We start from the raw sequence: 17,604 nt of genomic DNA on the forward strand, positions 1-17,604 counted from the left end.
GGACTCGTTCGGGGGACGTTTGACGAACTCGCTGCGCCGGGGGCTTGCGGCCCCGTACTCTCCCTGTCACATAGCGAGTTGTGGCCACTACAGCTAGTCGCGGCTGGGTGGCCGCCGCCCGTGAGCGGACGCATGTATGTCAGAGGCATACCCCCTCCTCATCCGCAACTGCCGTCCCCAGCCCCCGCCCTCTGTCCACTGTCGATCGCAACGCTAGTGAGGAAGCCCATGGTGCGAGCCGGTTCATTACAGCGGAGTGAGCGCCCCCCGCGCCCCGGAGCGTGGATCGTTCCGCCCGCCGTGACCGTCATCGGCGCCGTCGTCGCGCTGCTGCTGGTGAGCAGCGAGCAGCGGGTGGCGGTCGCCTGGTGCGCGGTGGTGACCACGGCCCTGGTCGCCGCTCTCTCCGCCGAGGCCGCACGCCGGGGCATGGCCCTGGCCGCGCTGAAGGAACAGCTGGCCACCGAGCGCGCCGCACGCCGCAAGGAGGCCCACCACCTCGCCTGGAAGATCTTCCCGGTGGTGCTCGACAAGGTGCAGGACGGCGCCTCGCCCTCCGAGGTGGCGCCCCGCGACCACAGCGAGCTCTCCAGCGACCCGGAGATCGGCGCCTCCTACTACACGGCGCTCTTCAAGTCGGGGATCGCGGTCCAGGAGCGCGAGCACGCCAAGGACTCCGCCAACCGCGCCATCGTCAACATCTCCTGCCGCATCCAGTCCGAGATCCACCGCCTCCAGGACGACATCAACAAGATGCAGTACCGGCACGGCGGGCCGGAGATCCTCGGCGACCTGATGCACCTGGAGCACGGCATCAACGTCACCGGCCGCTTCGCCGTCTCGCTGGCGGTGCTCGGCGGCGGCGCCCCGATGCGGCGCTGGCAGCGTCCCATCTCGCTGTACGACGTGATGCGGGCCGGCAGCGCCCCCATCCAGGAGTACCTGCGGGTCGAACAGCACCACGTCGCCGAGGTCGCGGTCATCGGCCCGGCCGCCGAATCGGTCATCCTGGTGCTCAGCGAACTGCTGGACAACGCCTGCCGCTACTCCCCGCCCAGCACCTCGGTCGTGATGAACACCGAGGAGGTCGCCGCCGGCGTGGAGATCTCCATCGAGGACAAGGGGATGGGGCTCACCGAGGAGTCCCGCAAGCACGCCGAGTTCCTGATGAAGCAGGCCGCCGACGGCCTGGACCTCTCCGACCTCGGCGAGACCGCCCGGGTCGGGCTGCGGGTCGCCTCCATCCTGTCCAACCGGTTCGGGCTGCGGCTCACCCTGCGCCCCTCCACCGGCAACGGCGTACGGGCGGTGGTCTTCGTACCGCAGGAGCTGCTCACCCAGCTGCCCGAGCCCAAGTACCCGATCCCCGGCATGCGCCCCAAGCCGCACCCGGTGATGGCACCGGGCCTGGCCCGGCCGGTCGACGAGGACGAAGAGATCGAGTACGAGCGCAACGAGAACGGCCTGCCGCAACGGCACCGCAACCGTGCCTTCGACAACCCACGGCGCGCCGCCGCCACGCAGGCAGCCCGCCAGCAGCCCGCCCCGGCGCCCGCGCCCGAGCCGGTGGACGCCCGGGACCGGGCCGCCGGCAAGCCGGCCCGGCAGGTCGAGTCGGGGCTGTGGGTCTCCGACTTCTTCGCCGGTCTGGCCGCCGCCGACGGCGGGCACCCCAGCGGCACCGACCATTCCTCCGCCGATCAGCCGACCGGCAAAGACCTCCGGAAGTAAAGGGTGTAACAGGTGGTAGAGCACGTGACACAGCGGCTGATGAACATGGACTGGATGCTGAAGGACCTGGCGGCCACCGTCCCCGGCATCCGGCACATCGTCCTGCTGTCCGCGGACGGCCTGTGCATGGCCCAGCACGGAGACGACCGGGACGCCGGTGAACGGCTGGCCGCCGCCGGATCCGGCATCAAGTCCCTGGCGCAGTCCGTGGCGATGGAGTTCCCCGACGAGGAGAACGACGTACGGATGGTGGTGCTGGAGCTGACCGGCGGCTTCTTCTATCTGATGTCCGCCGGCTCCCGCTCGTACCTGGCGGTCACCGCCAGCGCCGAGGTGAGCGCCGCCATGGTCAGCCAGCGGATGCGGGACCTGGTGCTGCGGCTCGGCGAGCACCTGTCCAGCGCGGTGCGAGCTCCCGAACAGGCGGCGCCATGAGCCGGAAACGGCGGGAGGACAGCGGTGGGGCGGGCAGCCAGGAGGAAGAGGCGCCCGTACCGCTGTATGTCATCACCGGCGGGCGCAGCGAGGGCAAGGAGGACCATTTAGTCCTGGATCTGGTCACGCTGGTCGTGTCCCGATCCGCTCCCACTTCCGGTATGCACCCCGAGCAGGCGGCCATTCTGCGGATGTGCGGCAACCCCCTGTCCGTGGCCGAGATCTCCGCGTACATCGATCTGCCGTTCAGCGCGGTCAATGTGCTGTTGGCGGATCTGCTGGCCAACTCCCATGTGGAGGTCAGGGAAGCGAGAAGTGCGGCGCCCCAGCGCACCGCGACGGATCCCGATATCGACACCCTGAAGGCATTGATCGATGGACTACAACGGCTCTGACCTTTCCCTGGGCCCACGGCCGGAGGATCTGCTGCCCGCCTCGACGGAGAAGTCCGTCAAGGTGGTGATCGTGGGTGGCTTCGGCGTCGGCAAGACCACGATGGTCGGCTCGGTCAGCGAGATCCGCCCGCTGACGACCGAGGAGACCATGACGCGCGACAGCGTCGGCGTCGACTCGCTGCACGGGGTGGAGCGCAAGACGGAGACGACCGTCGCCATGGACTTCGGCCGCATCACCCTCAACCAGCAGCTGGTGCTCTACCTGTTCGGCACCCCGGGGCAGCAGCGGTTCTGGTTCCTGTGGAACGGGGTGATCGAGGGGGCGCTGGGGGCCGTGGTGCTGGTGGACACCCGCCGTCTCGAGGACAGCTTCCAGGCGATGGACCGGCTGGAGGCGGGCAACGTGCCCTTTGTCGTGGCGGTCAACAACTTCCCCGACGCGCCGCTGCACTCGGTGGCGGCGCTGCGCTCCGCGCTCGACCTGGGCGAGGACGTCCCCCTGGTCAACTGCGACGCGCGCATGCTGGAGTCCAGCCGCGACGTGCTGCTGACCCTGATGCGTCATCTGTACACCAATGCCACCCGAGGCACCCAAGCACCGTCGGAGGTCACACGATGAGCGCGCCAGCCGCCGATCCGTCCGGTTTCGGGCCGACGGGCGCGCAGCCGCCACCCGGCTGTCCGGCGCACGCGGGGGGCGCCCCGGTGGGGCGCGGGTACGGGGTCGGGCCGTACGGGCCCGGCGGGGTGGTCCGGCTGTACGGCCCCGAGGCGTCGGCCGATCCGGTCGGCCTCTACGAGCGGCTGCGGACGGACCACGGGCCGGTGGCCCCGGTGCTGCTGGAGGGCGATGTGCCGGCCTGGCTGGTGCTGGGCTACCACGAGATCCTGGAGGTGTGCCGCAATCCGCGCCGCTACAGCCGGGACGGCCGCAACTGGCGGGACTGGCAGAACGGGGTGGTGGGGGCGCACGACGCGATCGCGCCCGTGCTGGCCTGGGGGCCGGACGCCACGCACCAGGACGGCTCGGTCCACCACCGGCTGCGCGGCGCCGTCAACGAGTCCCTCGAACGGTTCGACCGGCGGGCGATCCGCCGCCTGGTGGCCCGGTACTCCAATCATCTGATCAATGAGTTCGTGGACGCGGGCGAGGCGGAGCTGCTCGCCCAGTACGCGCAGCAGGTGCCGATGCGGGTGATGGGGCGGCTGGCCGGTCTGGAGGAGGAGGACGGGCCGCCGATGACGGAGGCGGCGCGGCAGCTGCTGATCGGCACCGAGAAGGCGGTGACGGCGGATCAGTTCATCCAGCGGCGGCTGCGGGAGCTGGTGGCGGCCAAGCACGACGCCCCCGGGTCCGACCTGGCGAGCTGGCTGATCGAGCACCCGGCCGGTCTCTCGGACGAGGAGGTGCTGCACCATCTGCGGCTGGTGCTGGTGTCCGCCAACGAGACGACCACCAATCTGATCGTCAACACGCTGCGGGTGGTCTTCACCCATCCCCGCTTCCGCGGCTCGCTGCACGGTGGCCGGATGACGCTGCCGGCGGCGGTGGAGCAGGTGCTGTGGGACGAGCCGCCGATCGCGGTGTGCCCCGGCGGCTTCGCGATGTTCGACATGGAGCTGGGCGGACAGCACATCAAGAAGGGCGACGCGATGCTGCTGGGCCTGGCGGCCGGCAACGTGGACCCGGTGGTCCGGCCCTCGCCCGGGGCGATGATGTACGGCAACCGCTCGCACCTGTCGTTCACCAGTGGGGCGCACGAGTGCCCCGGCGCGGACATCGGGCGGGCGATCACCGGTTCGGCGATCGAGGCCCTGCTGTACCGGCTGCCGGACATCCATCTGACCATCGAGGCGGACGAGCTGAGCTGGTCGGCGTCGACCTGGTCGCGGCACCTGGAGCGGCTGCCGGTGCGCTTCACCCCGCGCGACGCGCCGAACCCGATCGCGCCGATCCGGTTCACCCCGGAGGAGCTGGGGCACCGGGCGGTGGCCCACGCGGCGGTGCAGGACCGGCTGGCCCGCGGGGCGCGTACGGAGTCGGGGGTGCTGACGGCCGTGCGGGACCCGGCCGAAGCCGGCGCCGGGTCCCGCTCCGACGCGCTCAGGGACGAGCGGCGCGGCTGGTGGAGCCGGCTGTGGGGCCGCTGAGCGCGTCCTCGCGCCGGGTGGAACCGATGTCGCCCGGGATCACCTCGACGCCGATGTTCTCGGTGGCGTAGCGGGCCGAGGCGGTGCCCCAGCGCTGATTGGCCGTCATCCAGTGGCGCAGCCCTGCGATGTGGCGGGCGAGCCGCCGGCCCTCGGGCCCGGCGGCGTGCCGCTCGGTGAGGGTGCGCGCGGTGTCCTGGAAGCGGTGCACGGCGTCCCCCACCAGGGCGCCGACCCGCTCCAGGGCCTCGGCGCGGGAGCAGCCGCGGCTGCGCTGGGTGATGAGCACCAGGTTGTGCGGGTCGCCCTGGGCCTCCTCGCGTTCCAGGGAGTGCACGTCGTTGCACAGGAAGATCACATCGGTGGCGCAGCGCAGCAGCGTCTGCACGCCGGTGCTCCAGTAGAGCTCCTCGGAGAGCTCGAAGTGCCCGGCGCGTTCGATGAGGTCGAAGCAGGGGCCGGTGCCCACGGCTTCGCGGCGCAGGGTGATGTAGGTCTTCTCGTCCAGGACGGCGCCCGAGCGGCGGTTGTGGGCCTCCTCCACGTAGGCGCGGAAGAAGCGGGTGTAGGTGGCTGCGGCCCTGGTGCGCCAGGCGGCCGACATGCCCTGCGCGCTGCGCTCCCACACGTCGGTGTAGGCGCGGGTGAGCGCGGTGTCCAGGGCGGGCGGGGTGCCGGGGACGCGGTAGGGGATGGCGGCCAGTTCGGTGCTGAGCCGGGCGACGTGCTCGGGGTCGTTGCCGCGTGGTCCGTCGAACTGGTCGTCCAGCGGGAAGCCGATGCAGACCGCGTCGGTGACCAGGTCGAGGTCGGCGCCGCGGGCATCCGGGTAGGCGTATCCGGCGAGATCGGTGAGCAGCCAGTCCCGGTAGCGGCTCAGGGCCCGCTCACCGCGCACCAGTCCATGGGCGCGGATCCAGGCGAGGTGGTGCTCGCCGGCACGGGCTGACTCTGGATTCGATCCGGCCTGGAACGGCAGGAAGAAGGTGACGTTCTGTGGCATGAGACCTCCTCTCTTCAGCCCCTCCCATGAACAGGTGTTCATTCCTGGGGCGTGGAGTTCCTTGCCCTGCTGCGTTTTCCGGCAATCTGCACCGGCATGATCCTGACCGAATATTTGCGTTTGGAATGGATCATTCCGCTTATGTGACCCTCGGTCGGCGGTATCGACCGGGGTCACCCGGGGTCACCCGGGGTCACCCGGGGTCGGCGCAGGAAGGAGAAGGGGGAAGAGGTGACGGAGGTACGGGCCGGGCTCGGCTACAGGCCGGGGGCGCCCCAGACCGGGAACCAGCGGCTGAGGTCCTTCTCCAGCCGCAGATCGTTCTCCAGCAGTCCGCGCATCTGGAGCTCCAGCGGGGTGTCCCGCCGCTCGCCGCCGCCCGGCAGCGGCGCGAAGGGGTAGAAGGTGCCCCGCTTGTACAGGTAGACGAGGGCGAGCGGGCGGTCCCGGCCGTCCTTGAAACCGATCAGCGAGCACAGCAGCTGCGGGCCGAAGCCGCCGTCCTGGAGCAGGGTGTTCACCGCGTGCAGATCGTTGACCAGACCCGCCGCGTCGGAGGGGTCGTGCTCGGCGAGCAGCCAGGTGTAGCCGTAGCCGTCCTGGCTGAACTCCACCGGCACCCCGCCGGTGGGGGTGTCGGCGTCCAGCAGCCCCCGTACGTCGTCCTGGATGCGGGCGAACGCCCCGCCCTCCACGCTGGCGAAGCACACCGAACCGAGCCCGGTGGGGGTGAACCCGGCGCCCGCTTCGAGGGTCAGCGCCGCGGACGGCACCGCGAACAGCTGATCGAGATCGGGTTTCACCGGCTTGCTGCGGCCCAGGATGATGTCGAGGAAGCCCACGGGAGGATCAGCACCTTCTCGGTTGACGGCTGGCGACGGCGCTGCCGATCCTACGGGCGCCCCAGCTCCGCCGAGATGCGGCCCAGCTGGTCCAGGCGCTTCTCCAGGCTGGGGTGCGAGGAGAGCAGATTACTCAGGCTCTGGCCGGAGACCGCGGGGGCGAAGTAGAACGCGTTGAACGGCTCGGCCTGCCGCAGATCACGGGTGGGCACCTGCGCCATCTGCCCGGAGATCTTGGTCAGCGCGGAGGCCAGCGCCGAGGGGCGGCCGGTCAGCAGCGCGCCGGCCCGGTCGGCGGCCAGCTCCCGGTAGCGGGACAGCAGCCGGGTCAGCAGATAGCTCAGGACGTACACGACGGCGCTGATCAGCGGGATCAGCAGCAGCGCGACATTCTGGTTGTTGCGCGAGCGGCCGAGGCCGCCCCACAGGGCCATCCGGGTGATCAGCCCCGCCAGCACCCCGAGGAACCCGGCGATGGTCATCACCGCGACGTCGCGGTGTGCCACGTGGGACATCTCGTGGGCCAGCACGCCCTCCAGCTCATCGGGCTCCAGGCGGCGCAGCAGTCCCGTGGTGACGCACACCATCGACTTGTGCTGGCTGCGCCCGGTGGCGAAGGCGTTGGGGACATCGCTGTCGGCGATCGCGACCTTGGGCTTGGGCATGTCCGCCAGGGCGCACAGCCGGTCCACGGCGCCGTGCAGCTCGGGGGCCTGCTCGGGGGTGACCTCGCGGGCGCCCATGCTGTAGGCGGCGATCCGGTCGCTGAACCAGAACTGGGCGACGAAGACCGCGCCCACGATGATCACGATGAGCGGCCAGGCCTTGCCCAGCAGGACGATCATGACCCCGACGAAGACCACATACAGCAGCCCGAGCAGGAACATGGTGGTCACCATGCGGTTGGTGAGCCCACGGTCCGGGGCGAAACGGGTACGGGCCATGTCTGTCGTGTCCTCCTGACGGGGGCGGTCCCCGCCATCAAACATAGACCGCCGGGCGGCGAACCGGAGCGGACCGGGACCGCCGGGCCCACCGGCCGCCCGGTCCCCCGCCCGCACGGCGCCCGTATCCCGGCCCGCGGCCGGCCGCCGCCCGGGTCAGAAGTCCAGCCGGGCCGCCACCGGGAGGTGGTCGCTGCCGGTGGCGGGCAGGGTCCAGGAGGAGACCGGCTCCAGCTCGCGCACCAGGATCTGGTCGATGCGGGTCACCGGGAAGTTCGCCGGCCAGCTGAAGCCGAAGCCCGCGCCCGCCGCGCCCTGGGTCGAGCGCAGCTGGGAGGTGAGCGGGGCCAGCGCGCGGTCGTTCACCGTGCCGTTCAGATCGCCCAGCACCAGCAGCCGGCTCAGCGGCTCGTCCGCTATGGCACGGCCCAGCATCTCGGCGGCGTCGTCCCGCTGCTCGGCGGTGAACCCGGCCCGGAACTGCACGCGTACCGAGGGCAGGTGCGCCACCAGGACGGCCACCTCGCCACTGTCCGTGTGCACGGAGGTACGCAGCGCCCGGGTCCAGCCCATGCCGGTGTCCAGCTCGGTGGTCTCGCTCAGCGGCAGCCGGCTCCACAGCCCGACCGTGCCCGCCACCGTGTGGTACGGGTACTCCGCGGCCAGGGCCTCCTCATAGGTGGCCACGTGCCGCTGGGGCAGCTCCTGGAGGGCGATCAGGTCGGCGTCGCTCTCCGCGAGGGCCTGGGCGGTGCCGACCGGGTCCTGGTTGTCGGCGTCCACGTTGTGGCTGACCACCATCAGGGCGCCGCCGCTGCCGGTCTTGTCCAGCAGCAGTCCGCCGAAGAGGTTCAGCCACACCAGCAGCGGCACCAGCAGGGCCACCATCGCGGTGGCCGAGCGGCGCAGCGCGGCGCAGGCCGCCAGCACCGGGATGGCCAGGCCGGCCCACGGCAGGAACGTTTCCAGCAGGCTGCCGAGGTTCCCGATCCGGTTGGGGACCCGGGAGTGCAGCAGCATCACCAGCGCCAGCACCACCGCCGCCACGGCGATGATCACACCACGGCGCCAGCGGCCCACCCGATCGCTCCAGCGCGCGGGCTCCCGGGGCGCCTTGGGCGGCTCCGGCGACTTCGCGTCGTCGTCACCCGGGGTGTCCACCACTGCCATGCGCCGCCCTCACCAACCGTCGCTCTGTGCCCTCGGAACCTTACGCGAACCGGGACTCCCGAAGCGCATCCGTGCAGGCCGCCGGGGTGTACATCCGGCTAAGGACAAGGACGTTCACACGACCGTGCCGGGTTCCGCCCCATCTGCTTCCCGTGCCCGGGGATCGGTGCGACCATGGGAGGCGATCCGGGGACGCCGTACGGCGCTTCGAGACGATGAATGGAGCACAACGATGACGCAGCACAACGCTGCCCAGGCTCCGCGCGAGCCGCGCGAACCGGGACTGTACGGGGGCAAGAGCAGCCGCCGTATCACCGTACGTGACATAGCGGCCGCGAAGCGACGCGGCGAGAAGTGGCCGATGCTCACCGCGTACGACGCGCTGACGGCCTCCGTGTTCGACGAGGCCGGCATCCCGGTGATGCTGGTCGGCGACTCCATGGGCAACACCCACCTCGGGTACGACTCCACGGTGCCCGTCACCCTCGACGAGATGACCATGCTGTCGGCGGCCGTGGTGCGCGGCACCAAGCGCGCGCTGATCGTGGGCGACCTGCCGTTCGGCTCGTACCAGGAGGGCCCGGCGCAGGCGCTGCGCAGCGCCACCCGGCTGCTGAAGGAGGCCGGTGTCGGGGCCGTGAAGCTGGAGGGCGGTGAGCGCTCGGCCGATCAGATCCGGCTGCTGGTGGAGGCCGGCATCCCGGTGATGGCGCACGTGGGCCTCACCCCGCAGTCGGTGCTGGCCTTCGGCGGCCACCCGGTGCAGGGCCGCGGCGAGGAGGCGGCCCAGCAGCTGCTGCGCGACGCGAAGGCGGTCCAGGACGCCGGGGCGTTCGCGGTGGTGCTGGAGCTGGTGACGGCCGAGCTGTCGGCGGAGGTCACGCGGTCGCTGCACATTCCGACGGTCGGCATCGGGGCGGGCGCCGAGTGCGACGCGCAGGTGCTGGTGTGGACCGACATGGCCGGGATGACGGACTGGCCCGGCGGCCGGATGCCGCGCTTCGTCAAGCAGTACGCGCAGCTGCGCGGGGCGCTGGGGGACGCCGCCAAGGCGTTCGCGGAGGATGTGGTGTCGGGCACGTACCCGGCGCCGGAACACAGCTTCCGTTCCTGAGCACTCCCTGACCCGCCGATCGTCCGCGCCCGGGGGTGTCGACACTTTGTCGGTGGTTTGTCGGTGGCCCCTGGCAGGCTGGGCCGCATGACGCGAGAAAACACCCCCGGCCGCGGGCGGAACGCCGTCGAGGTCCGCGGCCTGGTCAAGCATTTCGGGGAGACCAGGGCCGTCGACGGCATTGATCTCGACGTCCGCGAGGGCACCGTGATGGGCGTGCTCGGCCCCAACGGCGCGGGCAAGACCACACTGGTGCGCTGCCTGTCCACCCTGCTGATACCGGACGCCGGCACGGCGGTCGTGGCGGGCTACGACGTGGTGCGCCAGCCGCGCCAGCTGCGCCGCACCATCGGGCTGACCGGTCAGTACGCCTCGGTGGACGAGAAGCTCTCCGGTTGGGAGAACCTGTACATGATCGGGCGGCTGCTCGATTTCTCCCGCGCCGAGTCCCGCAAGCGGGCGGACGAGCTGCTGGAGCGGTTCTCCCTGACCGAGGCGGCCAGGCGGCCGGTCGGCAAGTACTCGGGCGGGATGCGCCGTCGGCTGGACCTGGCGGCGTCGATGATCGGCCGCCCCCGCGTGCTGTACCTGGACGAGCCGACGACCGGCCTGGATCCCCGGACCCGCAACGAGGTGTGGGACGAGGTGAAGCGGATCGTCGCGGACGGCAACACGGTGCTGCTCACCACGCAGTACATGGAGGAGGCCGAGCAGCTGGCGAGCGAGCTGACGGTGGTGGACCACGGGAAGGTCATCGCCGAGGGCACGGTGCGCGAGCTGAAGGCGAAGGTGGGCGGGCGGACGCTGCTGGTGCGCCCGGTGGACCAGGCGCAGCTGCCGCTGATGGCGGCGGCGGTGACCGAGGCGGGCCTGGACGGCATCGCCGGGGCGGGCACCGACGCGGCGGGTGAGGCGCTGAGCGTGCCGATCATCAGCGACGAGCAGCTCACGGCCGTGGTCGGGCTGCTGGGGGCGCGGGGCTTCGGGATAGCGGACATCAGCACCCATCTGCCCAGCCTGGACGAGGTGTTCCTGTCCATCACGGGCAAGCCGGCCGCGACGGCGGACGAGACGGACCAGAAGGAAGAAGAGGCGGCCACGGCATGAGTGCGACGACGACACAGGCACCTCCGGAGCCGCGCCCGGAGCCGGCGCCCGCCGGGGGGCGGCAGTCGGACGACGGCCGGATCGGGGCGCGGGCGAATCTGCGGCACATCTCGGCGCTGATCCGGCGCAACGCGCTCCAGATCAAGCAGAACCCGGAATCGATGGCCGACGCGCTGCTGATGCCGATCGTGATGACCCTGCTGTTCGTGTACGTCTTCGGCGGGGCGATCGCCGGGGAAGCGGGCGGCTACCCCAACTGGATCGTGCCCGGGCTGATGGCCATGATGGGCCTGAGCCTGGCGATGTCCGTGGGCACCGGGGTGCACGAGGACTTCAGCAAGGGCGTGATGGACCGGTTCCGGTCGATGCCGATAGCCCGCTCCTCGGTGCTGATCGCCAAGGTGGTCGTGGAGCTCGGCCGGCTGCTGGTCACCATGGCGGTGCTGCTGGTGGTGGGTCTCGCGGTGGGCCTGGAGCTGAACGGCCGGTGGGTGGAGCTGCTGGCCGCGGTCGGTCTCGCGGCGCTGTTCGGGGCCTCGCTGACCTGGATCTTCATTCTGCTCGGGCTGACGATGCGCAGCGCGCAGGCGATTCAGGGGATGGCGTTCATGGTGATGATGCCGCTGCAGTTCGGCTCGTCGATCTTCGTGCCGACGGAGACGATGCCGGGCTGGCTCCAGGCGTTCGCGAACGTCAATCCGCTCTCGCAGCTGGCGGAGGCGTCCCGGAACCTGATCAACGGTGCCGGTGACGTGGCCGGCCCGGCGGTGTCGGTGGTGCTGTGGTCGGTGGGGATCACGCTGGTGACGGCGCCGCTGGCGATCTCGAAGTTCCGCAAGAAGGTGTAGGCACCGGGCCCGGCCCGGGAGGGCCGCCGCCGGCCGCGGTCAGCGGACGGTGGCGGCCCTCTTGTGTGCGAACCAGGCGATGTTCGAGGACAGCCCGGCGATCAGCACCCAGACGATGCCCAGAAAGTTGGCCTGGGCGAAGGAGACCACCGCGGCGGCCACCGCGAGGACGCAGACGGCCAGGGCGTACAGGGCGAGCCGCCGTGAGGAGCGGGCGGCCGCGGGGTCGGGGCCGGGTGTGGTGGTGCCGGGCGCGGGAGTGCTGGAAGACATGCTCCCCATTGTCCCCGAGCGGGTCAGATGTCGGTGAGCCGGACCCCGGCGTGTGCCTTGTAGCGGCGGTTGACGGAGATCAGGTTGGCGACGAGTGACTCCACCTGGTGGGCGTTGCGCAGCCGCCCGGCGAAGACGCCGCGCATGCCGGGGATGCGGCCGGCCAGCGCCTGGACGGTCTCGCAGTCGGCGCGGTCCTCGCCCAGCACCATGACGTCGGTCTCGATCTCGGTGATCCCGGGGTCCTGGAGCAGGACGGCGGACAGGTGGTGGAAGGCGGCGGTGACCCGGGACTCGGGCAGCAGGGCGGCGGCCTGCTGGGCGGCGCTGCCCTCCTCCGGGACGAGGGCGAAGGCGCCCCGCTTGTCGAAGCCCAGCGGGTTGACGCAGTCGACGACGAGCTTGCCGGCGAGTTCGGCGCGCAGGGCGGTGAGGGTCTTGGCGTGGCCCTCCCAGGGCACGGCGACGATGACGATGTCGCTCTCGCGGGAGCAGCCGGCGTTGTCGAGGCCGCGGATCCCGAGCCCCAGTTCGCCGGCGGCCTGCTCCGCCCGTTCGGCGGCGCGCGAGCCGATGATCACCTGCTGTCCGGCGCGCGCCAGCCGGTAGGCGAGCCCTCTCCCCTGGTCGCCGGTTCCGCCGAGCACCCCGACGACCAGATGGGAGACATCGGGCAGCTCCCAGGGGTCCTTGGGGGCGGGCTTGGGGGTGGCGGCGGCATCGTGAGAAGTCATGGGGCCGATCCTGCCACCCCGTCCCGGAGAACGAGTGGGGCGCCGGTCGGCAGGTCCCCGATCCGGTGGGCGGGTGCGCGACGCCCGAGGGCGCCGCCCGTCCCCGCCCGCTGCCGCGCGGCGTCGTCGTCCGCCCGGTGGCGCCGGGTCAGGCCGGCGGGTCCTCCTCGTCCTTGAGCGGCTCGGGCTCGCGGTCGCGCCAGCGGGGGTCCTTGCGCCATTCCTCGTCCCGGGTGCGGGCCGTCTCGATCGCCCGCGCGGCCTCGCCCGGCGTGTCGTAGGGGCCGAGCCGGTCCTTGGCCGGGCATTCGGGGCCTTCTTCCACCTTCTGGTGTTTGAGGCAGTAGTACCACTCGCCGGCCTTGCCGGTCGGGGTCCGTCGTCGGAAGAGCGCAGCCATACCCTCATCCTGCCCGCCCGTAGACTCGCTGGCATGTCTGGCCAGTCTCTTCTTGTTCCCGGTACGGTCTCGCCGCAGCGGTCCGTCCCCTCCGTCATCCCCCGCCCCGAGTACGTGGGCAAGAAGGGGCCCACCCCGTACACGGGGCCCGAGGCGCAGGACGATGCCACGATCGAGCGGATGCGGCTGGCCGGGCGGCTCGCCGCGCGGGCCATGGCCGAGACCGCCGCGCACATCGCGGACGGGGTCACCACCGACAAGCTGGACGAGATCGCGCACACCTTCCTGTGCGACCACGGCGCCTACCCCTCGACCCTGGGCTACCGGGGCTTCCCCAAGTCGCTGTGCACCTCGGTCAACGAGGTGATCTGCCACGGCATCCCGGACAGCACCGTGCTGCGCGACGGCGATCTCGTGAACCTCGACATCACCGCCTATGTGGGCGGCGTGCACGGTGACACCAACGCCACCTATTTCGTGGGCGGCGAGGCGGCCGCGGACGAGGAGTCGCGGCTGCTGGTGGAGCGCACCCGGGAGGCGCTCAACCGGGCCATCAAGGCGGTGCGCCCCGGCCGGCAGATCAACGTCATCGGACGGGTGATCGAGTCGTACGCCAAGCGGTTCGGTTACGGCGTGGTGCGGGACTTCACCGGTCACGGCATCAACCGTTCCTTCCACTCCGGCCTGATCGTCCCGCACTACGACGACCCGAACGCCACGACGGTGATGCGGACCGGGATGACGTTCACCATCGAGCCGATGCTCAACCTGGGCACCCACGAGTGGGAGATGTGGGACGACCAGTGGACCGTGGTCACCAAGGACCGCAAGCGCTCGGCCCAGTTCGAGCACACGCTGGTCGTCACCGAGGCCGGCGCGGAGGTTCTGACGCTTCCCTGAGCCCCGGATGTTTACCGACAACGTGTCGGCAAGAGCTTGACTTAGGTAAGCCTAAGTAGGGAGTATGGCGGGGCACGGCAGCATGCCGTGCCCCGCCGCCAGCGTCCCCGGAGGCTCCCTTGACCACGCCGCTCGCCGTCACCCCGTTCTCCGCCCAGATCCGCGAGGCCTCCCACGAAGCGCACACCGAGGCGGAGAACTCCTCCTTCATGAGCGATCTGCTCGGCGGGAAGCTCGGCGTCGCCGCCTACCGCCGCTACACCGAGCAGCTGTGGTTCGTGTACCGCGCCCTGGAGGCCAAGGCCGCCGACCTCGCCGCCGACCCGGTGGCCGGCCCGTTCATCCGGCCCGAGCTGTCCCGCACCGCCGCCCTCGAAGCCGACCTCGACCACCTGCACGAGGGCCCCGGCTGGCGCACCGTCATCACCCCGCTGCCCGCCACCGAGACCTACGCCGCCCGCGTCACCGAGGTCGCCACCACCTGGCCGGCCGGCTACGTCGCCCACCACTACACCCGCTACCTGGGCGACCTCTCCGGCGGCCAGATCATCCGCGGCACCGCCGAGAAGATCTGGGGCTTCACCCGCAAGGGCCCCGGCGTCCACTTCTACGTCTTCGACGCCATCGGCAACCCCGCCGCCTTCAAGCGCGAGTACCGCCAGGCCCTGGACGACATCGCCGCCGACGGCCCCGAGCGGCTGCGCATCGTGGAGGAGTGCAAGCGGGCCTTCGCGCTCAACTCCGCCGTCTTCCAGGATCTGGCCGCCGCCTGCCGTTAACGTGAGGGGCATGCCGCCCTTCAGCCCCCCACCGTCCTGGCTGGCCGACGCCGTTCTCTACCAGATCTATCCGCAGAGCTACGCCGACTCCAACGGGGACGGCATCGGCGACTTCGCCGGCGTCACCGCCCATCTGGAACACCTGTCCTGGCTGGGCGTCAACACCGTCTGGCTCAACCCGTGCTTCGCCTCCCCCTTCCGGGACGCCGGCTACGACGTCAGCGACTACCTCGCCCCCGCCCCGCGCTACGGCACCGAAGAGGATCTGGCGCGCCTAGTGGACGAGGCGGGCCGGCTGGGCATCCGCGTGATGCTGGACCTGGTCGCCGGGCACACCTCCGACGAGCACCCGTGGTTCACGGCCTCGGCGCGGGACCCCGGCGACCACCGGTACATCTGGGCGGAACCCGGCGCGGACGGTACGCTGCCGCCCCGCTTCGTCCGCTCCCCCGGCTCGCGCCCCGGCGGCTATCTGCCGAACTTCTTCGAGAGCCAGCCCGCCCTCAACTTCGGTTACGCACGCCAGGACGCGGCCGAGCCCTGGCGGCAGCCGGTCGACGCCGAGGGGCCGCGCGCCAACCGGGCCGCGCTGCGCGAGGTGATGGACCACTGGCTGCGGCTCGGCCTGGCCGGGTTCCGGGTGGACATGGCGCACTCCCTGGTGAAGGACGACCCGGGCCTGGTGGAGACCTGCCGGCTGTGGGGCGAACTGCGCACCTGGCTGGACGCCACCCACCGGCAGGCCGCGCTGCTCGCCGAGTGGGGCGACCCGCAGATGTCGGTGCCCGCCGGGTTCCACGCCGACTTCCTGCTCCAGTTCGGCGGTCCCTCCGACGGGCTGCCGATGCGTTCGCTGTGGAACAACGGCACCGGCACCGTCCACCAGCACTGGGAGCAGCGCGACAGCTGCTACTTCGACGCCGGGGCGCGCGGCAGCGCCGAGACGTTCGTCTCGGCGTGGCGCTCGGCCACCGCGCTCATCGGGGACAAGGGCTTCATCTCGCTGCCCACCGCCAATCACGACTTCTCCCGGCTGTGCTGCGGCCCGCGCACCGCCGAGCAACTGCCGCCCGCCTTCGCCTTCCAGCTGACCTGGCCGACGCTGCCCGCCATCTACTACGGCGACGAGATCGGCATGCGCTACCTCCCCGGGCTGCCCGACCACGAGGGAAGTGTGCTGGAGGCCACGTACAACCGGGCCGGCTCCCGTACGCCCATGCAGTGGGACGCGACACCGGGCGCCGGGTTCTCCACCGCCCCCGCCGACCGGTTCTACCTTCCGCTCGACCCGGACCCGGACCGCCCCGACGTCGCCACGCAGCGCGCGGACGAGAACTCGCTGCTGCATCTGGTGCGGCGGCTGATCGCGCTGCGCTCCGGCACGCCCGAACTGGGCGGCCGGGGCTCGGTGGAGGTGCTCTCCACCGGCTATCCGCTGGTGTACGTGCGCGGCGGGCGCTATCTGGTGGCGGTCAACCCGGGGCTCGCGCCGGTCACCTTCCCGTACCGGACGGACGGGGCCACGCCGCAGCCGGTGGAGGTGAGCGGGGTGCGGATCAGGGACGGTGCGATCAGCGCGGACGGTTTCGGTTTCGGGATCTTCGCGCTGTAGGACTCCCGGGCGGTCCGGTCGCCGGCGGAGGACGCCCCCGTACACCCCTTCCGCTGGAGCCCACTTCAGCGTGCAGACTCCCCGCATGACGACAACACAACGGGTGCTGGGACGTTCCGGGATCGCTGTCAGCCCGCTCGGCTTCGGCTGCTGGGCGATCGGCGGCCCGTGGCAGGACACCGGGGGCCTGCCGCTGGGCTGGGGCGCGGTGGACGACGAGGAATCGGTGCGGGCGGTACGGCGGGCGCTGGAGCTGGGTGTCACCTTCTTCGACACCGCCGACTGTTACGGCACCGGGCACAGCGAGGAGGTGCTGGGCCGGGCGCTGAAGGGGCGCCGCGAGGAGGTGGTGATCGCCTCCAAGTGGGGCAACGTCTTCGATCCGGCCACCGGCACCATGCTGCCGGAAGCGGATGTCAGCCCGGGCTACGTGCGGCGGGCGCTGACCGCGACCCTGCGCCGCCTGGGCACGGACCATCTGGACCTCTATCAGTTCCATATCGGCCACGCGCCGCCCGAGGCGGGCGAGGAGTTGCGCGAGGTGTGCGAGGAGCTGGTGGCCGAGGGGCTGATCCGGGCGTACGGCTGGTCCACCGATCTGCCCGACCGGGCGAAGGTGTTCGCGGCCGGCGCGCACTGCGCGAGTGTGCAGCTGAACTGCAATGTGCTGGAGGACGCGCCCGAACTGCTGGCGCTGTGCGAGGCGGAGGGGCTGGCGGCGATCAACCGGGGGCCGCTGGCGATGGGGGTGCTGACGGGGAAGTACGACAGCGCCCCGGGCGGCGGCGCGAGCCTGAGCCCCGGGGACATCCGGGCCGAACCGCCCGCCTGGCTGCGGTACTTCAAGGACGGCCGGCTGGAGCCCGGGTGGCGGGCGAAGTTCGAGGCGGTGCGCGACGTGCTCACCAGCGGGGGACGTACCCCGGCGCAGGGCGCGCTGGCCTGGCTGTGGGCGCGCAGCCCGGCCGCGGTGCCGATCCCGGGCATCCGCACCGTGGCGCAGGCCGAACAGAACGCGGCGGCGATGGAGTTCGGGCCGTTGACGGCCGAGCAGCTGATGGACATCGAGAGGCTGCTCGGCCGTCGCTGACCGGCCGGGGCCATGACGGCCGGTGGGGAGGCACGTGCCCGCCGGCCGGGCGTTGACCGGCGGGCACGCTGGCTGT

The 17,604-nt window shown here is 71.6% G+C and carries 19 protein-coding genes; 12 read left to right on the forward strand and 7 right to left on the reverse strand.

Annotated elements, in window-relative coordinates:
• Window positions 1-300: 300 nt before the first annotated feature.
• From ACTFAP_RS29995 to ACTFAP_RS30015, 5 genes are read left to right on the forward strand one after another with little or no spacing between them, the layout of a single operon-like run.
• Complete coding sequence (locus ACTFAP_RS29995; RefSeq protein ID WP_495683704.1) at window positions 301-1,731, forward strand: ATP-binding protein; 1,431 nt, start codon at window positions 301-303, stop codon at window positions 1,729-1,731.
• Between the two features lie 24 nt (window positions 1,732-1,755).
• Window positions 1,756-2,166, forward strand: coding sequence for a roadblock/LC7 domain-containing protein (locus ACTFAP_RS30000; protein WP_234306915.1), 411 nt, complete (start codon window positions 1,756-1,758; stop codon window positions 2,164-2,166).
• Window positions 2,163-2,561 carry a DUF742 domain-containing protein gene (locus tag ACTFAP_RS30005; RefSeq protein ID WP_495683705.1) on the forward strand — a complete coding sequence of 133 codons (399 nt, stop codon included), beginning with the start codon at window positions 2,163-2,165 and terminating at the stop codon, window positions 2,559-2,561. Before ACTFAP_RS30000 ends, ACTFAP_RS30005 begins: the two co-directional genes overlap by 4 nt.
• The gene (locus tag ACTFAP_RS30010; RefSeq protein WP_030734711.1) at window positions 2,542-3,180 is read left to right on the forward strand and encodes a GTP-binding protein; all 639 of its coding nucleotides are present in this window, start codon (window positions 2,542-2,544) and stop codon (window positions 3,178-3,180) included. The genes ACTFAP_RS30005 and ACTFAP_RS30010 overlap by 20 nt, the downstream gene beginning before the upstream one ends.
• Window positions 3,177-4,712: a cytochrome P450 gene (locus ACTFAP_RS30015; protein ID WP_495683706.1), complete on the forward strand. Its 1,536-nt coding sequence runs from the start codon at window positions 3,177-3,179 to the stop codon at window positions 4,710-4,712. The genes ACTFAP_RS30010 and ACTFAP_RS30015 overlap by 4 nt, the downstream gene beginning before the upstream one ends.
• On the opposite strand, the gene ACTFAP_RS30020 is transcribed toward ACTFAP_RS30015, so the two are convergent.
• The 4 genes from ACTFAP_RS30020 to ACTFAP_RS30035 form a co-directional block, all read right to left on the reverse strand.
• Window positions 4,666-5,715, reverse strand: a complete 1,050-nt coding sequence (locus tag ACTFAP_RS30020) for a terpene synthase family protein (RefSeq protein WP_500468394.1) — start codon at window positions 5,713-5,715, stop codon at window positions 4,666-4,668. The two genes, ACTFAP_RS30015 and ACTFAP_RS30020, sit on opposite strands and share 47 nt — an antisense overlap.
• Window positions 5,716-5,972: 257 nt before the next feature.
• Window positions 5,973-6,557, reverse strand: a complete 585-nt coding sequence (gene pspAB, locus ACTFAP_RS30025) for a PspA-associated protein PspAB (RefSeq protein ID WP_495683708.1) — start codon at window positions 6,555-6,557, stop codon at window positions 5,973-5,975.
• 50 nt (window positions 6,558-6,607) lie between these two features.
• Entirely contained in the window at window positions 6,608-7,501 is an 894-nt protein-coding gene (gene htpX / locus ACTFAP_RS30030; protein WP_500468395.1) for a zinc metalloprotease HtpX, read from the reverse strand.
• A 156-nt stretch (window positions 7,502-7,657) separates the two neighbouring features.
• Window positions 7,658-8,671: an endonuclease/exonuclease/phosphatase family protein gene (locus ACTFAP_RS30035; protein ID WP_495683709.1), complete on the reverse strand. Its 1,014-nt coding sequence runs from the start codon at window positions 8,669-8,671 to the stop codon at window positions 7,658-7,660.
• A 232-nt stretch (window positions 8,672-8,903) separates the two neighbouring features.
• Between ACTFAP_RS30035 and panB the strand changes: the two genes are divergently transcribed.
• From panB to ACTFAP_RS30050, 3 genes are all read left to right on the forward strand, one after another.
• Window positions 8,904-9,785, forward strand: a complete 882-nt coding sequence (gene panB, locus ACTFAP_RS30040; RefSeq protein WP_390116929.1) for a 3-methyl-2-oxobutanoate hydroxymethyltransferase — start codon at window positions 8,904-8,906, stop codon at window positions 9,783-9,785.
• An 87-nt stretch (window positions 9,786-9,872) separates the two neighbouring features.
• Window positions 9,873-10,892, forward strand: a complete 1,020-nt coding sequence (locus tag ACTFAP_RS30045) for an ATP-binding cassette domain-containing protein (protein ID WP_495683710.1) — start codon at window positions 9,873-9,875, stop codon at window positions 10,890-10,892.
• Window positions 10,889-11,740 carry an ABC transporter permease gene (locus ACTFAP_RS30050; protein ID WP_500468396.1) on the forward strand — a complete coding sequence of 284 codons (852 nt, stop codon included), beginning with the start codon at window positions 10,889-10,891 and terminating at the stop codon, window positions 11,738-11,740. The genes ACTFAP_RS30045 and ACTFAP_RS30050 overlap by 4 nt, the downstream gene beginning before the upstream one ends.
• A 39-nt stretch (window positions 11,741-11,779) precedes the next feature.
• Here the strand turns inward: ACTFAP_RS30050 and ACTFAP_RS30055 are convergent, their stop codons facing one another.
• The 3 genes from ACTFAP_RS30055 to ACTFAP_RS30065 all read right to left on the reverse strand — a co-directional run bounded on the left by ACTFAP_RS30055 (window position 11,780) and on the right by ACTFAP_RS30065 (window position 13,147).
• Window positions 11,780-12,013, reverse strand: a complete 234-nt coding sequence (locus ACTFAP_RS30055; protein WP_500468397.1) for a hypothetical protein — start codon at window positions 12,011-12,013, stop codon at window positions 11,780-11,782.
• A gap of 23 nt (window positions 12,014-12,036) precedes the next feature.
• Window positions 12,037-12,747: an NADPH-dependent F420 reductase gene (npdG, locus tag ACTFAP_RS30060; protein ID WP_500468398.1), complete on the reverse strand. Its 711-nt coding sequence runs from the start codon at window positions 12,745-12,747 to the stop codon at window positions 12,037-12,039.
• A gap of 148 nt (window positions 12,748-12,895) precedes the next feature.
• Entirely contained in the window at window positions 12,896-13,147 is a 252-nt protein-coding gene (locus tag ACTFAP_RS30065; RefSeq protein WP_262832740.1) for a hypothetical protein, read from the reverse strand.
• Window positions 13,148-13,180: 33 nt separating this feature from the next.
• On the opposite strand from ACTFAP_RS30065, the gene map reads away from it, so the two are divergent.
• From map to ACTFAP_RS30085, 4 genes are all read left to right on the forward strand, one after another.
• On the forward strand, window positions 13,181-14,047 hold the full coding sequence (gene map, locus ACTFAP_RS30070; protein WP_390116918.1) for a type I methionyl aminopeptidase: 867 nt from the start codon (window positions 13,181-13,183) through the stop codon (window positions 14,045-14,047).
• Window positions 14,048-14,166: 119 nt separating this feature from the next.
• The gene (locus ACTFAP_RS30075) at window positions 14,167-14,826 is read left to right on the forward strand and encodes a biliverdin-producing heme oxygenase (RefSeq protein WP_500468399.1); all 660 of its coding nucleotides are present in this window, start codon (window positions 14,167-14,169) and stop codon (window positions 14,824-14,826) included.
• Window positions 14,827-14,836: 10 nt separating this feature from the next.
• Window positions 14,837-16,438, forward strand: coding sequence for an alpha-amylase family glycosyl hydrolase (locus ACTFAP_RS30080; protein WP_500468400.1), 1,602 nt, complete (start codon window positions 14,837-14,839; stop codon window positions 16,436-16,438).
• A gap of 85 nt (window positions 16,439-16,523) precedes the next feature.
• Complete coding sequence (locus tag ACTFAP_RS30085) at window positions 16,524-17,528, forward strand: aldo/keto reductase (RefSeq protein ID WP_500468401.1); 1,005 nt, start codon at window positions 16,524-16,526, stop codon at window positions 17,526-17,528.
• Window positions 17,529-17,604: the final 76 nt, after the last annotated feature.

The organism is Streptomyces sp. PH9007, assembly GCF_059813725.1.

Excerpts from the sequence above, each read along its gene's own strand:
- ACTFAP_RS30050 (WP_500468396.1), top strand. The coding sequence starts at position 10,889 with ATGAGTGCGACGACGACACAGGCACCTCCGGAGCCGCGCCCGGAGCCG.
- ACTFAP_RS30035 (WP_495683709.1), bottom strand. The coding sequence starts at position 8,671 with ATGGCAGTGGTGGACACCCCGGGTGACGACGACGCGAAGTCGCCGGAG.
- map (WP_390116918.1), top strand. The coding sequence starts at position 13,181 with ATGTCTGGCCAGTCTCTTCTTGTTCCCGGTACGGTCTCGCCGCAGCGG.
- ACTFAP_RS30085 (WP_500468401.1), top strand. The coding sequence starts at position 16,524 with ATGACGACAACACAACGGGTGCTGGGACGTTCCGGGATCGCTGTCAGC.
- ACTFAP_RS30080 (WP_500468400.1), top strand. The coding sequence starts at position 14,837 with ATGCCGCCCTTCAGCCCCCCACCGTCCTGGCTGGCCGACGCCGTTCTC.
- ACTFAP_RS30015 (WP_495683706.1), top strand. The coding sequence starts at position 3,177 with ATGAGCGCGCCAGCCGCCGATCCGTCCGGTTTCGGGCCGACGGGCGCG.
- ACTFAP_RS30020 (WP_500468394.1), bottom strand. The coding sequence starts at position 5,715 with ATGCCACAGAACGTCACCTTCTTCCTGCCGTTCCAGGCCGGATCGAAT.
- npdG (WP_500468398.1), bottom strand. The coding sequence starts at position 12,747 with ATGACTTCTCACGATGCCGCCGCCACCCCCAAGCCCGCCCCCAAGGAC.
- htpX (WP_500468395.1), bottom strand. The coding sequence starts at position 7,501 with ATGGCCCGTACCCGTTTCGCCCCGGACCGTGGGCTCACCAACCGCATG.
- panB (WP_390116929.1), top strand. The coding sequence starts at position 8,904 with ATGACGCAGCACAACGCTGCCCAGGCTCCGCGCGAGCCGCGCGAACCG.
- ACTFAP_RS30045 (WP_495683710.1), top strand. The coding sequence starts at position 9,873 with ATGACGCGAGAAAACACCCCCGGCCGCGGGCGGAACGCCGTCGAGGTC.
- ACTFAP_RS30055 (WP_500468397.1), bottom strand. The coding sequence starts at position 12,013 with ATGTCTTCCAGCACTCCCGCGCCCGGCACCACCACACCCGGCCCCGAC.
- ACTFAP_RS30065 (WP_262832740.1), bottom strand. The coding sequence starts at position 13,147 with ATGGCTGCGCTCTTCCGACGACGGACCCCGACCGGCAAGGCCGGCGAG.
- ACTFAP_RS30005 (WP_495683705.1), top strand. The coding sequence starts at position 2,163 with ATGAGCCGGAAACGGCGGGAGGACAGCGGTGGGGCGGGCAGCCAGGAG.
- ACTFAP_RS30010 (WP_030734711.1), top strand. The coding sequence starts at position 2,542 with ATGGACTACAACGGCTCTGACCTTTCCCTGGGCCCACGGCCGGAGGAT.